This is a genomic window from Acidimangrovimonas sediminis (genome assembly GCF_002871005.1).
GTDB lineage: Bacteria > Pseudomonadota > Alphaproteobacteria > Rhodobacterales > Rhodobacteraceae > Acidimangrovimonas > Acidimangrovimonas sediminis.
Window position 1 is genome coordinate 99,812 of sequence record NZ_PHSN01000017.1, and the last position, 16,058, is coordinate 115,869.

The 16,058-nt window shown below is 67.6% G+C and carries 16 protein-coding genes; 1 reads left to right on the forward strand and 15 read right to left on the reverse strand.

All coding sequences use genetic code 11. From position 1 onward, the window contains the following. Nucleotides 1-14: 14 nt before the first annotated feature. Genes CVV76_RS16245 through CVV76_RS16270 form a run of 6 tightly spaced genes read right to left on the reverse strand, consistent with a single transcriptional unit; the run spans nucleotide 15 to nucleotide 5,780 of the window. Nucleotides 15-1,760 carry a nickel-dependent hydrogenase large subunit gene (locus tag CVV76_RS16245; protein WP_102225731.1) on the reverse strand — a complete coding sequence of 582 codons (1,746 nt, stop codon included), beginning with the start codon at nucleotides 1,758-1,760 and terminating at the stop codon, nucleotides 15-17. Beyond that, nucleotides 1,757-3,133 (reverse strand): (Fe-S)-binding protein, encoded by a 1,377-nt coding sequence (locus CVV76_RS16250; RefSeq protein ID WP_102225732.1) that lies wholly within the window; start codon nucleotides 3,131-3,133, stop codon nucleotides 1,757-1,759. The genes CVV76_RS16245 and CVV76_RS16250 overlap by 4 nt, the downstream gene beginning before the upstream one ends. Continuing rightward, nucleotides 3,130-3,789 (reverse strand): nitrate reductase, encoded by a 660-nt coding sequence (locus CVV76_RS16255; RefSeq protein ID WP_102225733.1) that lies wholly within the window; start codon nucleotides 3,787-3,789, stop codon nucleotides 3,130-3,132. The genes CVV76_RS16250 and CVV76_RS16255 overlap by 4 nt, the downstream gene beginning before the upstream one ends. Continuing rightward, a complete protein-coding gene (locus tag CVV76_RS16260; RefSeq protein WP_102225734.1) occupies nucleotides 3,786-4,907 on the reverse strand; it encodes a hydrogenase small subunit in 1,122 nt (373 codons plus the stop codon). The genes CVV76_RS16255 and CVV76_RS16260 overlap by 4 nt, the downstream gene beginning before the upstream one ends. Continuing rightward, complete coding sequence (locus CVV76_RS16265; RefSeq protein ID WP_102225735.1) at nucleotides 4,904-5,281, reverse strand: hydrogenase expression/formation C-terminal domain-containing protein; 378 nt, start codon at nucleotides 5,279-5,281, stop codon at nucleotides 4,904-4,906. The genes CVV76_RS16260 and CVV76_RS16265 overlap by 4 nt, the downstream gene beginning before the upstream one ends. Next, entirely contained in the window at nucleotides 5,274-5,780 is a 507-nt protein-coding gene (locus CVV76_RS16270) for a hydrogenase maturation protease (RefSeq protein ID WP_158243176.1), read from the reverse strand. The genes CVV76_RS16265 and CVV76_RS16270 overlap by 8 nt, the downstream gene beginning before the upstream one ends. Nucleotides 5,781-6,151: 371 nt before the next feature. On the opposite strand from CVV76_RS16270, the gene CVV76_RS16275 reads away from it, so the two are divergent. Further along, complete coding sequence (locus CVV76_RS16275; RefSeq protein WP_102225737.1) at nucleotides 6,152-6,400, forward strand: HypC/HybG/HupF family hydrogenase formation chaperone; 249 nt, start codon at nucleotides 6,152-6,154, stop codon at nucleotides 6,398-6,400. A gap of 73 nt (nucleotides 6,401-6,473) precedes the next feature. On the opposite strand, the gene CVV76_RS16280 is transcribed toward CVV76_RS16275, so the two are convergent. The 9 genes from CVV76_RS16280 to CVV76_RS16320 all read right to left on the reverse strand — a co-directional run bounded on the left by CVV76_RS16280 (nucleotide 6,474) and on the right by CVV76_RS16320 (nucleotide 15,814). Continuing rightward, nucleotides 6,474-7,118: a helix-turn-helix domain-containing protein gene (locus tag CVV76_RS16280; protein WP_102225738.1), complete on the reverse strand. Its 645-nt coding sequence runs from the start codon at nucleotides 7,116-7,118 to the stop codon at nucleotides 6,474-6,476. 144 nt (nucleotides 7,119-7,262) lie between these two features. Further along, nucleotides 7,263-8,081, reverse strand: a complete 819-nt coding sequence (locus tag CVV76_RS16285) for a M55 family metallopeptidase (RefSeq protein ID WP_102225739.1) — start codon at nucleotides 8,079-8,081, stop codon at nucleotides 7,263-7,265. Between the two features lie 74 nt (nucleotides 8,082-8,155). Next, a complete protein-coding gene (locus CVV76_RS16290; protein WP_102225740.1) occupies nucleotides 8,156-9,607 on the reverse strand; it encodes a serine hydrolase domain-containing protein in 1,452 nt (483 codons plus the stop codon). A 29-nt stretch (nucleotides 9,608-9,636) separates the two neighbouring features. Then, a complete protein-coding gene (locus tag CVV76_RS16295) occupies nucleotides 9,637-10,410 on the reverse strand; it encodes an ABC transporter ATP-binding protein (protein WP_158243177.1) in 774 nt (257 codons plus the stop codon). After that, nucleotides 10,407-11,432, reverse strand: a complete 1,026-nt coding sequence (locus CVV76_RS16300; RefSeq protein ID WP_102225742.1) for an ABC transporter ATP-binding protein — start codon at nucleotides 11,430-11,432, stop codon at nucleotides 10,407-10,409. The genes CVV76_RS16295 and CVV76_RS16300 overlap by 4 nt, the downstream gene beginning before the upstream one ends. 11 nt (nucleotides 11,433-11,443) lie before the next feature. Further along, nucleotides 11,444-12,316 carry an ABC transporter permease gene (locus tag CVV76_RS16305; RefSeq protein ID WP_102225743.1) on the reverse strand — a complete coding sequence of 291 codons (873 nt, stop codon included), beginning with the start codon at nucleotides 12,314-12,316 and terminating at the stop codon, nucleotides 11,444-11,446. Beyond that, complete coding sequence (locus CVV76_RS16310) at nucleotides 12,313-13,248, reverse strand: ABC transporter permease (protein ID WP_102225744.1); 936 nt, start codon at nucleotides 13,246-13,248, stop codon at nucleotides 12,313-12,315. The genes CVV76_RS16305 and CVV76_RS16310 overlap by 4 nt, the downstream gene beginning before the upstream one ends. A gap of 90 nt (nucleotides 13,249-13,338) precedes the next feature. Then, complete coding sequence (locus tag CVV76_RS16315) at nucleotides 13,339-14,892, reverse strand: ABC transporter substrate-binding protein (RefSeq protein ID WP_158243178.1); 1,554 nt, start codon at nucleotides 14,890-14,892, stop codon at nucleotides 13,339-13,341. A 121-nt stretch (nucleotides 14,893-15,013) separates the two neighbouring features. Continuing rightward, on the reverse strand, nucleotides 15,014-15,814 hold the full coding sequence (locus tag CVV76_RS16320; protein WP_102225746.1) for a M55 family metallopeptidase: 801 nt from the start codon (nucleotides 15,812-15,814) through the stop codon (nucleotides 15,014-15,016). Nucleotides 15,815-16,058 lie beyond the last annotated feature (244 nt).

The following is a 16,058-nucleotide window of genomic DNA, read 5'->3' on the forward strand; positions in this document are numbered from 1 at the left end:
CGTAAGGCCCGCGATCAGACGACGCGTACCCGGGCAAGTTCCTCGCTCCGCCCATCGGCGCGGCGCAGGACGTGGGCGGCGCAGGCCATGCAGGGATCGAAGCTGTGGATCGTGCGCAGCACCTCGAGCGGCTGATCGGGGAACGACAGGTCATGGTTGTCGAGCAATGCCGCCTCGAACGGGCCGTGCTGCCCCATCGGGTCGACCGGCCCCGCGTTCCACGTGGTCGGCACCACGGCTTGGTAGTTGGTGATCTTGCCGTTCTCGAACACGATCCAGTGGGCGAGCGATCCGCGCGGTGCCTCGACATAGCCGACCCCCTGCGCCTTCTGCGGCCATGTCGCCGGATCCCAGGCACGGCCGTCGAACGTCTTCACGTCGCCTTTCGCGATATTGGCAAGCAGCCGGTCAAGCCAGTGCTGCATCCTGTCGGTCATGAGGCGGCTTTCGATCCCGCGCGCCAGGATGCGCCCCATCGTCGAATACATCGCGTCGAACCCCAGCCCGAGCCTTTGCAGTGACGCGTCGGTCAGCGCGGCGGATCGCTTGTCCCCCGCCGCCCGCATCACCACCAGGCGCGCCAGCGGCCCGACCTCGATCGGCTTGCCACGCCAGCGCGGCGCCTTCAGCCACGAATACCCGCTCGAAGGATCAAGCGTCGTCAGCGGCGGGCGCGGGCCGTCATAGGCAAGCGTCGTCTCACCCCGGTAGGGGTGCAGGCCGGCATCACGGCCCTCCTTGTAGCTATACCAGGCGTTCGAGATGAACTCGCGGATCTGATCCTCGTCTCCCAGGTCGAGGGGGTGGACCTGCGACAGATCACGGTCCAGCACGACCCCGCGCCGCACACCGAAGCCGTTCTCCTCCGTGCCGCCGAAATCGCCGTAGGCCAGGAAGTTGCGCGTTCCCTCGCCGCGGGTGAACCACTCCTTGTAGTGCGACGCGATCAGTTCGAGGTCGGGCAGATAGACCCGCGTGACGAAGCGGTTCATCTCGTCGATGAGCTGCTGAACCTTCTGAAGTGTCGTCAGGTTGACAGCCGTACCGTCGCCCCCGCCCGGCAGGTCCCCCTCCCCCGCAGCGATGGCGCAGGGGACACCCCCGACCACGAGGTTGGGATGCGGATCCTTGCCGCCGAAGATCGTCATGATCTTGCCGATCTCGCGCTGCCAGGTCAGACCTTCGAGGTAGTGCGAGATGGCGATCAGGTTGATCTCGGCCGGCAGCGCGTAACCCGGGTGATCCCAGTATCCGTTGGTGAAGAGACCCAGCTGACCCGAGCCGACCAGCGCGCGCAGCCGGGCCTGTACGGCAGTGAAATGGGCGACGGAGCTGTCGGGATAATCCCGTTCGGCGGCGATGCGCGCGGCCTTGGCCGGGTCGGCCTCGAGCGCCGAGACCGGGCTCACCCAGTCCAGCGCCTGAAGGTGGTAGAAGTGCATGACGTGATCCTGAACCAGCTGGCACCCAGCCATCAGGTTGCGGATCAGTTCGGCGTTCTCGGGGATGGCGAGGCCGAGGCCGTCCTCGACCGCGCGGACCGATGCCAGCCCGTGCACCAACGTGCAGACCCCGCAGATGCGCTGCGCGAAGGCCCAGGCGTCGCGTGGGTCGCGGTCCTTGAGGATGATCTCGATGCCGCGCACCTGGGTGCCGGAACTGAGCGCGGAGGTGACATGCCCCCCGCCGTCGATCCCGACCTCGATCCGCAGGTGGCCCTCGATCCGGGTCAGGGGATCGACAACGATTGTCTTGCTCATGGGGTCTTCCCGTCTTCTTCAAGCTGCCCGGCCACGAGGTCGAGCAGGCTGCCCACGCCGGTTTCGCCGCCGGCATCCTTGAAGCCATGCTCGAAGGTCTGGCGGCAGCCGGTGCAGGACACGATGACCGTCCCGGCGCCGGTATCCGCGACCTGCCGCCGCTTGATGGCGAAGGCCTTGTCGCGCAGCGGCCTCGCCCGGTTGATCAGCGCGACCCCGCCCCCGCCGCCGCAGCACCAGCTGTCGGCGCCGTGGTCGGCCAGTTCGTGCAGATCGAGGCCGAGCGCCGCCATCACCTTGCGCGGCGCGTCCGAGCGCCCGCTGCGCCGCGACAGCTGGCACGGATCGTGGAACGTCACGCCCCGGCCCTCCGGGTCGGGCGTCACCGGGCGCAGCTTCAGGCGCCCCGCGTCCAGGCATTCGGCCAGGTATTCCGACATGTGCAACACCCGGAAGGGCAGCGCGTGCCCCACGGTGTTGGCCGCCTCCCACCGCATCTCGGTGTAGGAATGGCCGCATTCTGGCATGATCAGCACCTCGGCGCCGCAGCGGGTCGCCGCGTCGACGATCGCCTCGGTCACCAGCCGCTGCCCCGTCCGGTCGCCCGCGGTCAGCGATACGTTGTCGGCGTCGAACCCGTCGGTGCGAAAGCTCCAGCTTGCGCCGACATGGTTCAGCACCCGGGCCGTGGCCGCGATCGAGGCGGGGTACATCTTAAGGTCGATCGACGACACGGTGGGCACGACGGCGGCCCGCGGTTCATCGACATGCATCTCGACGCCATGGGACCGGCCAATCTCCAGCAGCGCGCGGCGGACGTCTTCGCGGGAAATGCCGAAGGGATTGCCCGTTTCCTGCTCCTTGCCCGCCAGCGCCCCGAGGTAATCTCCGGGGACAAGCCCGGCCTCGAACATGCCGTGCCGCGCCTTCTCCACCAGGTCGGCGATGTCGATCCCCGCCGGGCAGACCAGCGAGCAGCGACCACACATGTTGCAGCTGTCGTAGAGAAGCTCCTGCCAGCCCTCGAGTTCGCCCAGCGTCACCTTCGGCGTCAGGCCGAAGGCGCGGAAGAACGGGGCGAAGGGACCCATCTCGCGGCTGTAGGCCTGCTTGAAGGGTTCGATCTTCCAGATCGGCGTGTATTTCGGATCGCCGGTCTCGACATAGAACTGGCAGGCCTCGGCGCATTGTCCGCAGTGCAGGCAGGCCTCCATGTAAACCGCGGCCTCGGGCCCGAAGTCGGAGATGAAGCCGCGCATGGCGGCGTCCAGCCGCGCGCGATCGGCCTGGTCGCGGCTTTCGGCGACGCGGCGGGTGGCCGGCTTCGCGCCCGGCTTGGCGGCCGGCGCGAGGGATGGGGGCATGCCGCTCATGTCGTGGCCCCCCTCTTGCCGAGCTTGGCGCCAGAGACCGCGCGCCCGGCAAAGACGAAGACGACATGGGACAGCTTGCCGAAGGGCAGCCAAATCATCATCGCCTCGACCGACAGGATGTGCCAGGTCAGCAGTGTTCGGTAGGGCAGCACCGTCTCCTCGGCCAGCAGGATCCCGGTGGCGACGGGGACGAGGGTCAGCACGATGCTGAGGAAGTCGTCGAAGTTCGACAGAAGGCGCAGCACCGGGTGGGTGCAGCGGCGGACCAGGACGAACACCAGCGTCACCAGCGTCACCGCGCTGGCCAGCGCGACAACCCCCTTCGGCAGGGACGGCCAGGACAGGCCCGTCGCCTGCGCCACCAGCAGGATATGCGGGGCCCCGCCCAGCAGGATGATCAGCAGGCCCAGGTGCATCGCATATCCGACGACCACCGTCGCGAAAGTCCGGGCCAGGAAGGTCCGGCGCGGCAGGGAGCGGCTCACGATCGTTCCCAGCGCGCCGCGAACACGTCCGCGCGACTGCGGCCCGGCGGCGGACCGGTCGGGGCGGAAGGGCAGCAGCGCCACCCCGGCAAGCCGCCAGACAAGGCCGCAGACCATGATCAGCGTCGACCAGTAAAGCGCCGGGCCGCGGGCGAAATCGAGCAGGGTCATGGCCCGTCTTCCTCTGTCTTGGATGTCGCGGTCGCGCCGTGGTCGCGCTGCCACTCCTTCGCAAGCTGACGATCGACGGCGGCGCGCGACCGCCGCGCGGCGAAGGCTGCCGCGCCGCCGATCCCCAGACCGACCGCCGCCGCGCCGCCGACGGCGTCCCACGGCGGGCCCTCTCCTCCCGACAGTGAGGTGTAGAAGCTGCCCTTGTCCCAGAAATCGGGCTCGGAGCAGCCGAGGCAGCCGTGGCCGGACTGGATCGGGAAGGAGGTGCCGCCGTTCCATTTCAGGCTTGCGCAGGCGTTGCGCGTGGTCGGGCCCTTGCAGCCCAGTTCGAACAGGCACCACCCCTGGCGCGCGCCCTCGTCGTCGAAGCTGTGGGCGAACTTGCCCTGGTCGTAATAGGGCCGCCGGTAGCACTGGTCGTGGATCGTGGTACCGAAATAGGCCAGCGGCCGGCCCAGATCGTCGAGATCGGGCAGCCGCCCGAAGGTCAGGAAATTCACCAGCACCCCGGTCAGGACCTCGGGGATCGGCGGACAGCCGGGAATGTTCACGATGGGCTTTTCCTTGACCAGATCGGCGATGCCGACGGCCGAGGTCGGGTTCGGTGCGGCCTTCGGAATGCCGCCGTAGGCCGCGCAGGTTCCGATCGCCAACACCGCCGCGGCGCCCTCGGCCAGCTCGGCCAGCATGTCCATGTTGGTGCGCCCGCCGACCATGGAATGAACCCCGCCCTCCGCCGTCGGCACGGAGCCGTCGATTGCCAGAAGGTACTTGCCATGGTTGTCGCGGGCGGCCCGGACCAGCGTCTCGTCCGCCGCGGCCCCGGCCGCGGCCATGAGCGTTTCCTGATAGTCGAGCGAGATGAAATCGAAGATCAGCCGCTCGATACCCGGCGCGTCCGAGCGGGTCAGCGACTCCAGGCAGCCGGTGCAATCCTGAAACGACAGCCAGATCAGCGACTGACGCCGCGCGCCGGACAGGCTTTCGGCAATCGCCGGCGCCACCCCCGGCGGCAGGGCGAGGCTGGTCGCGGCGGCGGCCGCGAATTTCAGCAGGGCGCGGCGGCTGATCCCGTAACCGGCCAGTTTCTGGCCCAGCGTGTCCCTTGGCTTCACCGTCCCGCCTCCTTCATGTCGCGGGCGTGCAACGCCGCTAGGGAGGCCCGCATCTCCTCGTCGGTGGGGGGCACGATCGCGGGCATCTGCGCCACCTCGATCAGGTTCGCCACCATGCGGCCGCCCCGGTCGCGATGCTCGATCCACCAGACACCCGCATAGGCCGTCTCGCGGATCAGGCTGGTGCCCGCCGCGTCGAGCGTGATCTCCACCTCGCCGCGCCCCAGCATGTCCTGCAGATCCTGCCGCCGCTCGGGCGGCATGGGCAGGCGCATCAGGTCGATCTGCCCGGGACCGCCGTCGTCCAGAAGCCGGGACAGAAGCATGCGCACCTCTCCCATCAGGGCATTCAGGAAGGGGTCGCGCTCATCCATCGGCCCAGCCTCCCGCGATCCGCATCACCTCCTGCGCCGCGCGCGGAAGCGCCGCCGAGACCGCGGCGCTCAGGTCTTCGCCCCAGTCGATCGGCCCCGGCTGGATCGCGACGACCATCAGCCGCCGCGGCAGCCGGTCCTCCAGCCGCACGAGGCCCAGAAGGTCGATCAGCCCGGCCTCGTGCGCGCTGCTGCGGTGGCCATCGGCAAACCGGGCCTGAAGATCGTCCGGGGTCAGCGCCGCGACATGGCCGGGCGGGGCGCCAAGATCGGCCGCGTCGACAAGGATGCAGGCCCCGGCCCGGGCGACCAGATCGGCAAGCCGGAACCCCATGGTGCCGCCGTCGACAAGGGTCAGGCCCCTCGCCCCGAGGTCGCGCAGCGCCCCGACCACCCGCACGCCGACCCCGTCATCGCCAAGCAGCGTATTGCCCAGCCCGATGACCGTGGTCGCCGTGGCAACATCCAAATCCTCGCCGGCCGTCAGTTCCGCCCCCATCTCACGCCATCCCGCATCAAGAGATATCCTTTTCCCGCGGCGCGGCATCCGAAACCGCATTGGCGCGCCGACCGAATTGGAACATCACCTTCCGGCCGCGTGAAATTCACCAAGGGAACGGGAATTCCACTGACCAACGAACCGGAATTGGCGACAGGATCCCGCGCGGCGCCGGGGAGTTCAAGATAAAAATTGCCGCAGGAGTCGGGTGGAATTGACTCTCACGTATTCCTGAGCGGAGCGGAGGGAATTGGCAGTGCCGCAATACTTGACCCGCCGGGGCCGCTCTGCAATTTCTACATGTCGGAAAACGGAAGCGCCGGACAGGCATTGCCGCGCTGGCCTTCGGATCATCCCCGGCGAGGAAAGCCATGTGCATTGCGATTCCCATGCAGATCCGCGCCATCGACGGCCTTTGCGCCCGCTGCGAAATGCGGGGCGTTTTTCGCGACGTCTCGTTGTTCATGGTTCAGGACGAGGAAGTCGTGCCCGGGGATTTCGTCCTCGTGCACCTTGGCCACGCGGTCCGGAAGATCCCGGCCGACGAGGCAAGGCTGTCGTGGGACCTGCTTCAGGCCGTCGCCGCCGCGCAGGATGGCGCCGCGGCAGGGCGGGCATGAGCAGGCCGCTTGCGCGAACACGGGGGCCCCGGGCCGCGCACTGTCCGCCCCGGCCCCGGTCGGCCGTCGTCTCTCAGTCGGTCGTCGGCCGCGCTTGCGGCGGGTCGCGGGGCTCCGGCATTCCCGCCGCGGCAAAGAAGGCCTGCGTCGTCTGCGAGGTCACGCACATCGAGATGATCTCGGCCTCGCCGTCGCCGATGCTGACGAAGGCATGCTCCATCTCGCTGTCGATATAGGCGCTTTCGCCGCGCTGAAGCTCCACCGGGGTGTAGAATTCGGTATGAAGCCTTACGGCCCCCCTGGTGATGTAGATGAACTCCTCCCCGGGATGAGAGCTCCAGTTCGTGATGTCGTCCAGCGACCGCGCCTTGATCTTCATGATCAGGGGGATCATCTGCTTGCGGCGCAGCTCGACCGAATGCACCTCGTATTCATACATGCTGGTCGCGAAATGCACCGTTTCGCCGGCTCCCGTGACGACCAGCCTGCCGCCGCTGCGGGGCGTTTCGGACACTTCCAGAAGGCTGTCGAAGCTTACGTTCAGGCCCTGCGCCACCTTCACCAGCGTGTCGAAGGAGGCCGCGACCTGCGCGTTCTCTATCTTCGAAAGCGTCGCGGTCGAGACATGCGCGCGCCCGCTCAACTCCCTCAGGGTCCAGCCCCGCTTCTTGCGAAGGCGCTTTATGCGCCCTCCGATCTGACTGCCGGATAGGTCCATCTCAACTCTTCTCAACCATCGCGCTCGGACTACGTCTCCCGTTGCCCGTGACCGGGTGACGGGAGAATACACCCCAGGTCAATCCCCGGTCACCCGCGGATCGTTCCGTGTCGTCGCCACTGCTCCGTGACCCAGGCGCGCGCCTCAGCGCAGCATCGCCGACATGGCCGAAAGCGCGATCATCCAGCCGATCGCCTCTGCCACGGAGGAGATCGCGAATTCCACCGTCACGCCGTCGCTGCGCCTGGCGGGCGGCAGGGCTTCGGCCAGATCCGCAAGTGCGGGATGGGCCATCTCGAACGCCACGACCTTCGGTTCCGCGATCACGAAGGGCCTTGACCGCGGCGCCTCGGCAAGGGTCGCCTGCGCCGCGTCGCGGATCGCCGCCCGGGCGCGCGGCACCGACATCGCCCGCGCAGCGCGGTTTCCAAGCGCCGTCTTCACCACGACGAAGCGCGCATCGGGAAAGTGCGCGCGGTTCTCCGCCGCGCAGCGGTCATCACCGCTTATCAGCGCGACCGGAACGCCCAGCTCCCCGGCATAGGCGCCGTAGAGGCCCGGCTCGCCCAAGGGCTGGCCGTCGATGCGGATCTCGCGGAAGGCGAAGCCGTTGGTCGTATGCGCCAGCACCCCGGGGCCGGAGGCGCGGGCATGGTGGCCGATGCAGAACACCGCGTCGAACCCGGAGGTGAGCCCCGCGAACATGTTGAAGGGCTTCGGCTTGCCGATGATGAGCTCCGCCCCGGGGTGAAGCTCGTCGGGCAGAAGGTTGGTCATCGGCCCATGCGCGTCGTTGACGAGGATTTCCGTCGCCCCGGCGGCAAGGGCGCCCTCGACCGCGGCATTCGCCTCCTGCGTCATTAGCCGCCGTGCGCGTTCGTACTCGGGATTACCGGGGCTGCCCTGCTGCGGCGTCACCACACCCGCCACCCCCTCGATGTCAACGCAGATATAGACTTTCATCCCGGTCTCCCGTTTCCCGTTTTCCACGCGCCTCGGCGCGCCATCATGCCCCCCGGCGCGGCCACCTGCCCCGCCTAGGCCTCGGTCGGGGGGGCGATCCGGAATTGCAGGGTCTGGATCCTTGCGGGCTCCGGCGGGCCGAGCAGGACCGTCGCGACGATCAGCCCGGTCGTGCAGGGCACGCGCACCTCGAACTGCCCGAACATCTGCCCGTCGGCGGGCCGGATCTCGGCACGGGCAGGGTCCGGTGTGCCGGCACGCGCCAGCAGCGCCGCAAGATCGGCGGCCCGCTCGTCATACGGGCGGTCCATCGCGACATTCTCCAGGCAGATCGCCTCTGCCGCGGCGTCCTCCCAACCGGCGACCAGCGCGGCGACCTTGGCGCCGAGATCGCGCACCGTCTCCGGCGGCTTCGGCGGCTTCGGCGCTGTGGGTCTGGCATCCCCAAGCTCCAGCAGACGGTCCAGCGCGGCGGTGACGGGAAGGGTGGCGCCGGAGTAGGTCGCGTTCTCGAACCCGACAACGCCGATCCCCGTCTCCGGATGCCACCGCATGTGCGAGCTGAACCCCGGATACCCGCCGGAGTGATGCACCTTCAGCCCGTGCCGCGCGTCGGTCTGTGCCATCAGGCCAAAACCGTAGCCCTTGAAAAGCAGGGCCTCCTCCCGCTCGGGTGCGATCGGGCAATGCACCGCCTGCATCTCGCGGCGGCTTGCGGCCGACAGCGGCCCCCGTTCGGGACTGTCGTCGCGGAACGCCTCGCACAGCCATTGCGCCCAGCGGCTCAGGTCGTCGCCGGTCGAGATCACGCCGCCGATGCTGGAAAACGCGCCCGGTCCGCTGAACGGCAGGGCCAGCCAGGCGCCGCCGCGCGGGCGGTACCCGGTGGCCATGTTCCCCTGGGGCACGGCGGTGTAGTCGAAGGTCGTCATCTCCAGGCCCAGCGGCCCGAGCAGGGCTTCGGCCACAAAGTCGGGAAAGCTCTGACCGCTGACATGCTCCACGACCTGCCCCAGAAGCGCGTAGCCGAGGTTCGAATATTCGAACCGGGTTCCAGGCACCGTGGTGAAACGCACCCCCCGTTCGATCACGGCGCGGAACGCCGCGCCGGTCAGCGATTCCTGACGGTCGGCCCAGGGATCGTCGGTGGGCAGGCCGCCGGCCATCGCCATCAGCATCCGCACCGTCGGCACGGCCGGCGCCCCGGCGGGCAGCGTACCACGCAGTTCGGGCACATATGCGGTGATCGGCGTGTCCAGCACCAGCTTGCCCGCATCGCGCAGGATCAGCAGCGCGGCGACGGTGAAGCTCTTGGTGCACGAGGCGATGCGGAACCGCGTCTGTCCGTCCGGGACGGCGCCGCCCAGCGTGGCCGCGCCGAAGCCTTCGCCGAACAGCGGGCCTGTCGCGTCGAACACGGCGTAGTAGCAGCCCGGCGCGCGGCCCTGGCCCACCCGACGCGCGAACAGCTCGGTCAGGTCTGACCTGGCCTTGTCGAAGCCGGGGCGATCCTTGAGTGGTGTCATGTGTCTGTCTTCCCTGTCTTTGAGCGCCGTTACGGAAGGTCCGGTGCCGCGGCGAGGAGCTGCCGCGTATAATCGTGGCGCGGCGCATCGAAAACGGCGCGCGTCTCCGCCTCTTCCACGATCTCCCCCTGGCAGATCACCGCGACGCGGTCGCAAAGCGACCGGACGACGGCAAGGTTGTGCGAGATGAACAGGATCGACAATCCGATCTCGGCGCGCAGATCCGCGAAGAGGTTGATGATCCCCGCCTGTACCGACACGTCCAGTGCCGAGGTCGCCTCGTCCGCGACCAGAAGCTGCGGCCCGACCGACAGCGCCCGCGCGATGGCCACACGCTGCCGCTGGCCGCCCGACATCCCCGCGGGCCGCGTATCGAGAAGCGTGGGCGGCATGTGCACGAGGCGCATCAGCTCTTCGCTGCGCGCTCGCCGCGCCTCGCGGTTCTCGCCGATGCCGTGGACGATCAGCAGCTCCTCGAGCATCTTCCAAACGGTCATCTGCGGGTCGAGAGAGGCATAGGGATCCTGGAACACCATCTGGATCGCCCGCCGCTGCGCGCGCGTACGCCGGTGCGCCAGGACCTCGCCCCCGAAGCGCAGGGTGCCGGTATAATCCTGTTGCAACCCGACGATCACCCGCCCGAGGGTGGATTTCCCCGATCCGGATTCGCCCACCAGACCCACGATTTCCCCCGGCCGCACGCCGAGGCTCACCCCCGCCAGCGCGCGGTGCCCCGCATCGCGCCGCCGGGTCGCGAAGGTGACGGAGATATCCTCGGCCACAAGCTCCGATCCGCCGGTCATGCCTGCGCTTCCCATGCCTGCACTCCCGTCTCGAACAGTTCCACCTCTTCGGGGCTGGCCGGCGCGACCTGCCACCCGGGCGACACCTCGGCCAGGGGCGCGGTCGGCGCCTGCGACCGCTCGGTCAGCGGCGGGGCGGAGGAGGACAGCCCGCGCAACCTCTGGATCGGCCCCTTGATCCGCGGCACCGCGCCCAGGAGGGCACGCGTGTAGGGGTGAACCGGGGCCTGCACCATCGCCTTCAGATCGTCGGATTGCTCGACGATCCGGCCCGCGTACATGACGCTGAGCGAGCTACAGAACTCGGCCACCACCGACAGGTCGTGCGTGACGTAAAGAAACCCCGCATGCAGATCGGCCTGCAGCTTGGAAAACAGCTTGAGGATCTGCGACTGCACCGTCACGTCCAACGCGGTCGTCGGTTCGTCGCAGAAGATCAGTTCGGGCCCGCAGGCGATGGCCGAGGCGATCATCACCCGCTGGCGCATTCCGCCCGAAAGCTGGTGGGGATAGGCCTCGACCCAGCGCTTGGGGTCGCGGATGCCGACCTGATCCATCAGCTCGACGGCGAATTCGCGGGCCTGGCGGCGGCCCCAGCCCCGGCGGGCGGAAACGCTGTCGGTGATCTGGCGGCCCACGCGCATCACCGGGTTCAGCGCGACCGCGGGTTCCTGGAACACCATCGCGATACCGGTGCCGCGGACCGCGGCCATCGCCTTGCCGCCGTCCGCCAGCAGGTCGCGCCCCTTGAACCGGATCGCCCCCGAAGTGACGGAGAGGCTTCCGGGAAGAAGCCCCATCGCCGCGCGCAGGGTCAGGCTCTTGCCCGAACCGGATTCGCCCACCAGCCCCCGCGTCTCTCCCCGGTCCACCCGCAGCGTGATATTCTCGAGCGCGCGCCAGTCCTGCCCGTTGATATGGGCCGAGACGCAGAGCCGGTCGATCTCAAGCAGCGGGGCCTGCCCTGCGCTGGCCCTCTCCCCGCCAGCCCCGGCCGGCCCGTCGGTCTTCCGCGTTGCCATCCCTGCCCCGTTCATCTCTTCACCCTCAGAACATTCGCCAGCCCGTCCCCGACCAGCGACAGGCCGAAGCTTGTCACGATCACCGCCGCCGCGGGTACCACCATCAGCCCGTAATAGCCGCCGGCAAAGAACGGCTGGCCATCGGCCATCATGCTGCCCCAGTCCGGCGTTGGCGGCACGATCCCCATCCCGAAATAGCTCAGCGTCACGATCACCCCGATATTGGCGACGATATCGCTCATCGCGTAGACGATGGCCTGGCTGACGACGTTGGGCACCAGGTGGCGGAACACGATCCGCCCCGATCCAAGGCCGCCGACCTTCAGCGCATCGACGAAATCGGTGGAGCTGAGCACCATCGTCTCGGCCCGGACGATCCGCGCATAGGCGACCCAGGACACGATCGAGATCGCGGCGAAGATGCTGCCCACGCCGTTGCCCATGATGAACACGAGGCTGATGACCAGAACGTAGAACGGAAACGCCACGACGATATCGGCGATCCGCATGATTATCGTGTCGAACCAGCCGCCGAAATAGCCGCTGAGTGCGCCGATGGCGGTGCCGATCACCAGCGGCGCGGCCACGGCCACGGTGGCAAGGAACAGGTCGGTGCGTGCACCAAAGAGGATCCTGCTCCAGAGATCGCGGCCAAGGTTGTCGGTGCCCAGGAGGTGGGTCCAGCTCGGCCCTTGCAGCGTCGCGGTGAAATCCTGGTCGATCGGCCCGTAGCGGGTCAGCAGCGGCGCGCAGATCGCCATCAGCACGATCAGCCCCACGATCACCGCCCCGATCAACAGATGCGTGTTGCCGCGGCGCCGACCGGTCCGCCCGATGCGCGACATCAGGCCCGCACGTTTCTTTTCGATCATGACCTCGGTCATTTCACCCTCACCCTCGGGTCGAACAGCCCGTAGGCGATGTCGGTCAGCAGGTAGACGAAGATCACCAGCAGCGCGAAGATCAGCGCGCTGGCCTGCACCACCGGGAAGTCGCGGTTCAGGATGCCCTTCATCAGGAAGGTGCCCATGCCGGGAATGGCAAAGACGTTCTCGATCACCAGCGACCCGCCGGCGAGGTATCCGACCTGGATCCCAAGGATGGAAATGCCCGGGATCGCGGCGTTGCGCAGGGCGTAATGCGTCCAGATCGCGCGGCGGCTCAGACCCTTGGCCTTGGCGAAATTGACGAACTCGCTGTTGAGCGCGTCGATCAGCGCGCCGCGCAGCCCGCGGATCAGAAAGGGGATGATCACCAGCGCGACGGCAATCGACGGCAGGATGAGCGAGACGACATGCTCGCCGAAGGTCTTGCCGTATCCCGCCACCGGGAACCAGTGCAGCTTGAGGCTGAAGACCGCGATCAGCACGGCGCCGGTGAAGAACAGCGGCGTGCCCTGCGCGACGGAGTTGAAGCTGCGCACGGCGGTGTCGACCGCGCCGCCCCGGCTCAGCGCCATCCAGACCGCCAGCGGGACGGAGATCAGGATGCTGAACAGCGTGGCGATCGCCATCAGCAGCAGCGTCGGCGGCAACCGGATCGCCAGCAGGCTGACGATGGAATCATGGAAGAACATCGACTGACCCAGGTTGCCCGTCGCCAGCCCGCCCATGAAGGCCAGATACTGGCGCCAGAGAGGCTGGTCGAGGCCCCATTGATGGCGCAGCGCGGCGAGCGCCTGCGGCGAGGCCCGGTCGCCCAGATAGGTACGCGCGGGATCGCCGGGCGTCATGTGCATGAGCATGAAGGTCAGCGTCGCCACGCCCACGACCACGGGGATGAGCAGCAGAAGGCGCCGGATGAGAAATCGAAGCATGAAGCGGTCCCCTCGGCCGGTCGGGCCGTCGCGTATCAGGTGGGCAGCGCCCCGGCGGCACCTGCCGCCGGGGCGCCCGTGATCAGCCGATCACTTCGACATCCAGACATCGGCAAGGTTGTAGTTGCCGGTCACGAAGGGGTGGAAATCGTGCACGTTGCTTGCGTAGGCGTAAAGCTCCGGCGTGTAGAACAGCGGCACCAGCGGCTGCGCCTCGTTCCACGCCTTCTCGACCTTGAAGTAGATCTTCTGACGCGCATCCTGGTCGTTCAGCGTCGCCGCCTTCGCGATCCAGCTGTCGATCTCCTTGTTCTTGTAGAACGAGTACAGCCCGTGCGAGCCGCCGTCGTAGGACCCGGTGAAGCGGATGATCTCGTCGGGGTCGACGATGTCGGTGGTATCGTAGCTGAAGCCCATGTCGTAATTGCCGTTCTGCTTGGCATCATAGGCGGCGGACGGGTCCAGCGTCTGGATCGTGATCTTGATCCCCAGCTTCGCAAGCGACGCCTGGATGATCTGAGCCATGGTCTGCTGGTCGGAGTTGCCGCTTGCCACCGTGATCGTGGCCTTGAACCCGTCGGGAACCGGCGACTTGGCAAGGAAGGCCTTGGCCGCCTTCAGGTCATAGGGATAGCCGGTGATGCTCGGGTCGTGCGACCAGGAGCTGGGCGACATGTAGGCGCCGGCGGGCTTGCCGTGGCCGAACAGGACCACCTTGACCAGCGTGTTCTTGTCGACGGCCGAGGCGATCGCGCGGCGCACGTCGACATTGTCGAAGGGCTTTTTCTGGGTGTTGATCGACAGGAAGTCGACGCGGCTGGAGGCATAGGTTCCGATCTTCGCCGTGCCGGAGTTCTGCAGTGCCGTGATGCTCGAGAAGGCGGGGAATTCGTCGATCTGCGCCTGCCCGCCCTGCACCTCATTGGCCCGGGTGTTGCTGTCGGCCACGACCTTGAAGGTGATCGAATCCAGGTAGGGCTTGCCCTTGTCCCAGTAGTTCGGGTTGCGCTCGAAGGTGGCCTCGACCCCCGGCGTCCAGCTCTTGAGCATGAAGGGCCCCGTCCCGATCGGCTTTTTCGAGAATGCCTCGGGCGTCATCCCGGCGTAATCGTAGGGCACGATCGAGTTGGCAAAGATCGCCATGTCGGCGGGAAGCGGCGCGAAGGGCTTCGCCGTGTGGATCACCACGGTGTAAGCGTCGGGGGTGGTGACCTTGGTGATCGCCGCGTTGATGAAGGCGAAGGGGCTAGACGGTTTCGAGGTTTCCTCGATCGAGAACTTCACGTCCTTCGAGGTCATTTCCTGCCCGTTGGTGAACTTCACCCCGTGGCGCAGGTGGAAGGTCCAGTCCAGCCCGTCCTTCGACTGCTCCCACGACGTCGCCAGCGACGGCGCCACGCCCGACCCGTCCTGTTTCGGCACGAGGAGCGTGTTGAACACCTCCTCGATCGGCCAGATCGAGGCGTTGTCGGTCGGCTGCGACGGCAGCAGCGTGCGCAGCTGCTCGGCCCGCAACATGATCAGATCGCCGCCCTTCTGCGGCGTATCGGCCGCGCTGGCGCGGGTGACGGCAAGCGCGCTTACCCCCAGGGCCAGCCCGACGGCCAGCCCGGCAAGGCGTGCGGTGACTCTCGTTGTCTTCATAGTCCATGCTCCCTGAAGCCATGTTTTCTTGACGTGCGGACGGGAATTCTCTGCCCCGCCCCGATTGTCTGCTCTCGGCCCTGCCTGCCGTTTCCCGCCACCGGCGCGGTGACCCCGCGCTTCAAAGGCAGATGAAGCGGATCGCCCGCTGGATATCGAAGAACTCCGCCGCCTCGAAGGCGACCGCGCGCCGGCCATGGGCCTTTGCGCCCGGGTACCAGGAGGCCTTGTAGGCATCCGAGGGGTTGTTGAACTCGATGATCATCTCGTAACGGTCGGCGGTGGCCGGCATCATCGCGGACATGTCCTGCCCCAGCACCCGCTCGACCCCCGATCGGATCAGCTCCCTCGCCCGCTCCGGCGCCATCGATTCCGCGCTGTGGCCGGCCCCCTTCAGGGTGGCCACGGTCGCGATGCCCGGCACCATCGCCTCGGCATCGGCGCAGATGTCGGCATCGCCCGAGACAAAGGCCGACGGCACCCCGTAGCCGGCGGCGCAAAGCGCGTTCAGCGTCAGTTCCGAGGCCAGCGCGCCATTCAGCGTAAGGCCGTGGATCTGCATGGTCAGCGTATGGGCAAGCGGGTTCAGCTCGCTTCCGGCCTTGCCGTGGTAGCCGGTGTAGATCGCCGCGGCGAAATCCGCGTCCAGCCCGAACATCATCAGATCGGGATGGCCGGGCCAGCCGCGGATGATGCGCGCATAGCCGGGCAGCCTGTCGACGATCACGTTGCGCGCGCTCGAATGCGCATCCTTGATCAGCACCTCTTCCGCCCCGGCAGCACGCGCCCCCTCGCAGGCGGCAACCACCTCGGCGGTCATCAGCTCCTGGAACTGGGCGTAGGCGGGATGCGTGCGCGCCGCCTCATCCCAATGCGCGATACCGGCCGTGCCCTCGATATCGGCGCTGATAAAGACCTTCATGTTCCTGTCGCTCCTGCAAAACCTGAGTTGCCCGCGGACATGCCAGCGCACGTGTTGCACGGCATCCGGGCCGAGCCCAAAGCAATGTCGCATGACATGCGGCTGGCGCGCCAAGACAGACATGCCTACAGAATAGACATGCCAAAACAATGCGTTACACTCGACAAGGGCGCGGGCTTTGGGCAAACCTTGACGACCGCATGAACAGAAGGTCAAGAAATAATTTTCGTGAAAGAAAATTTTG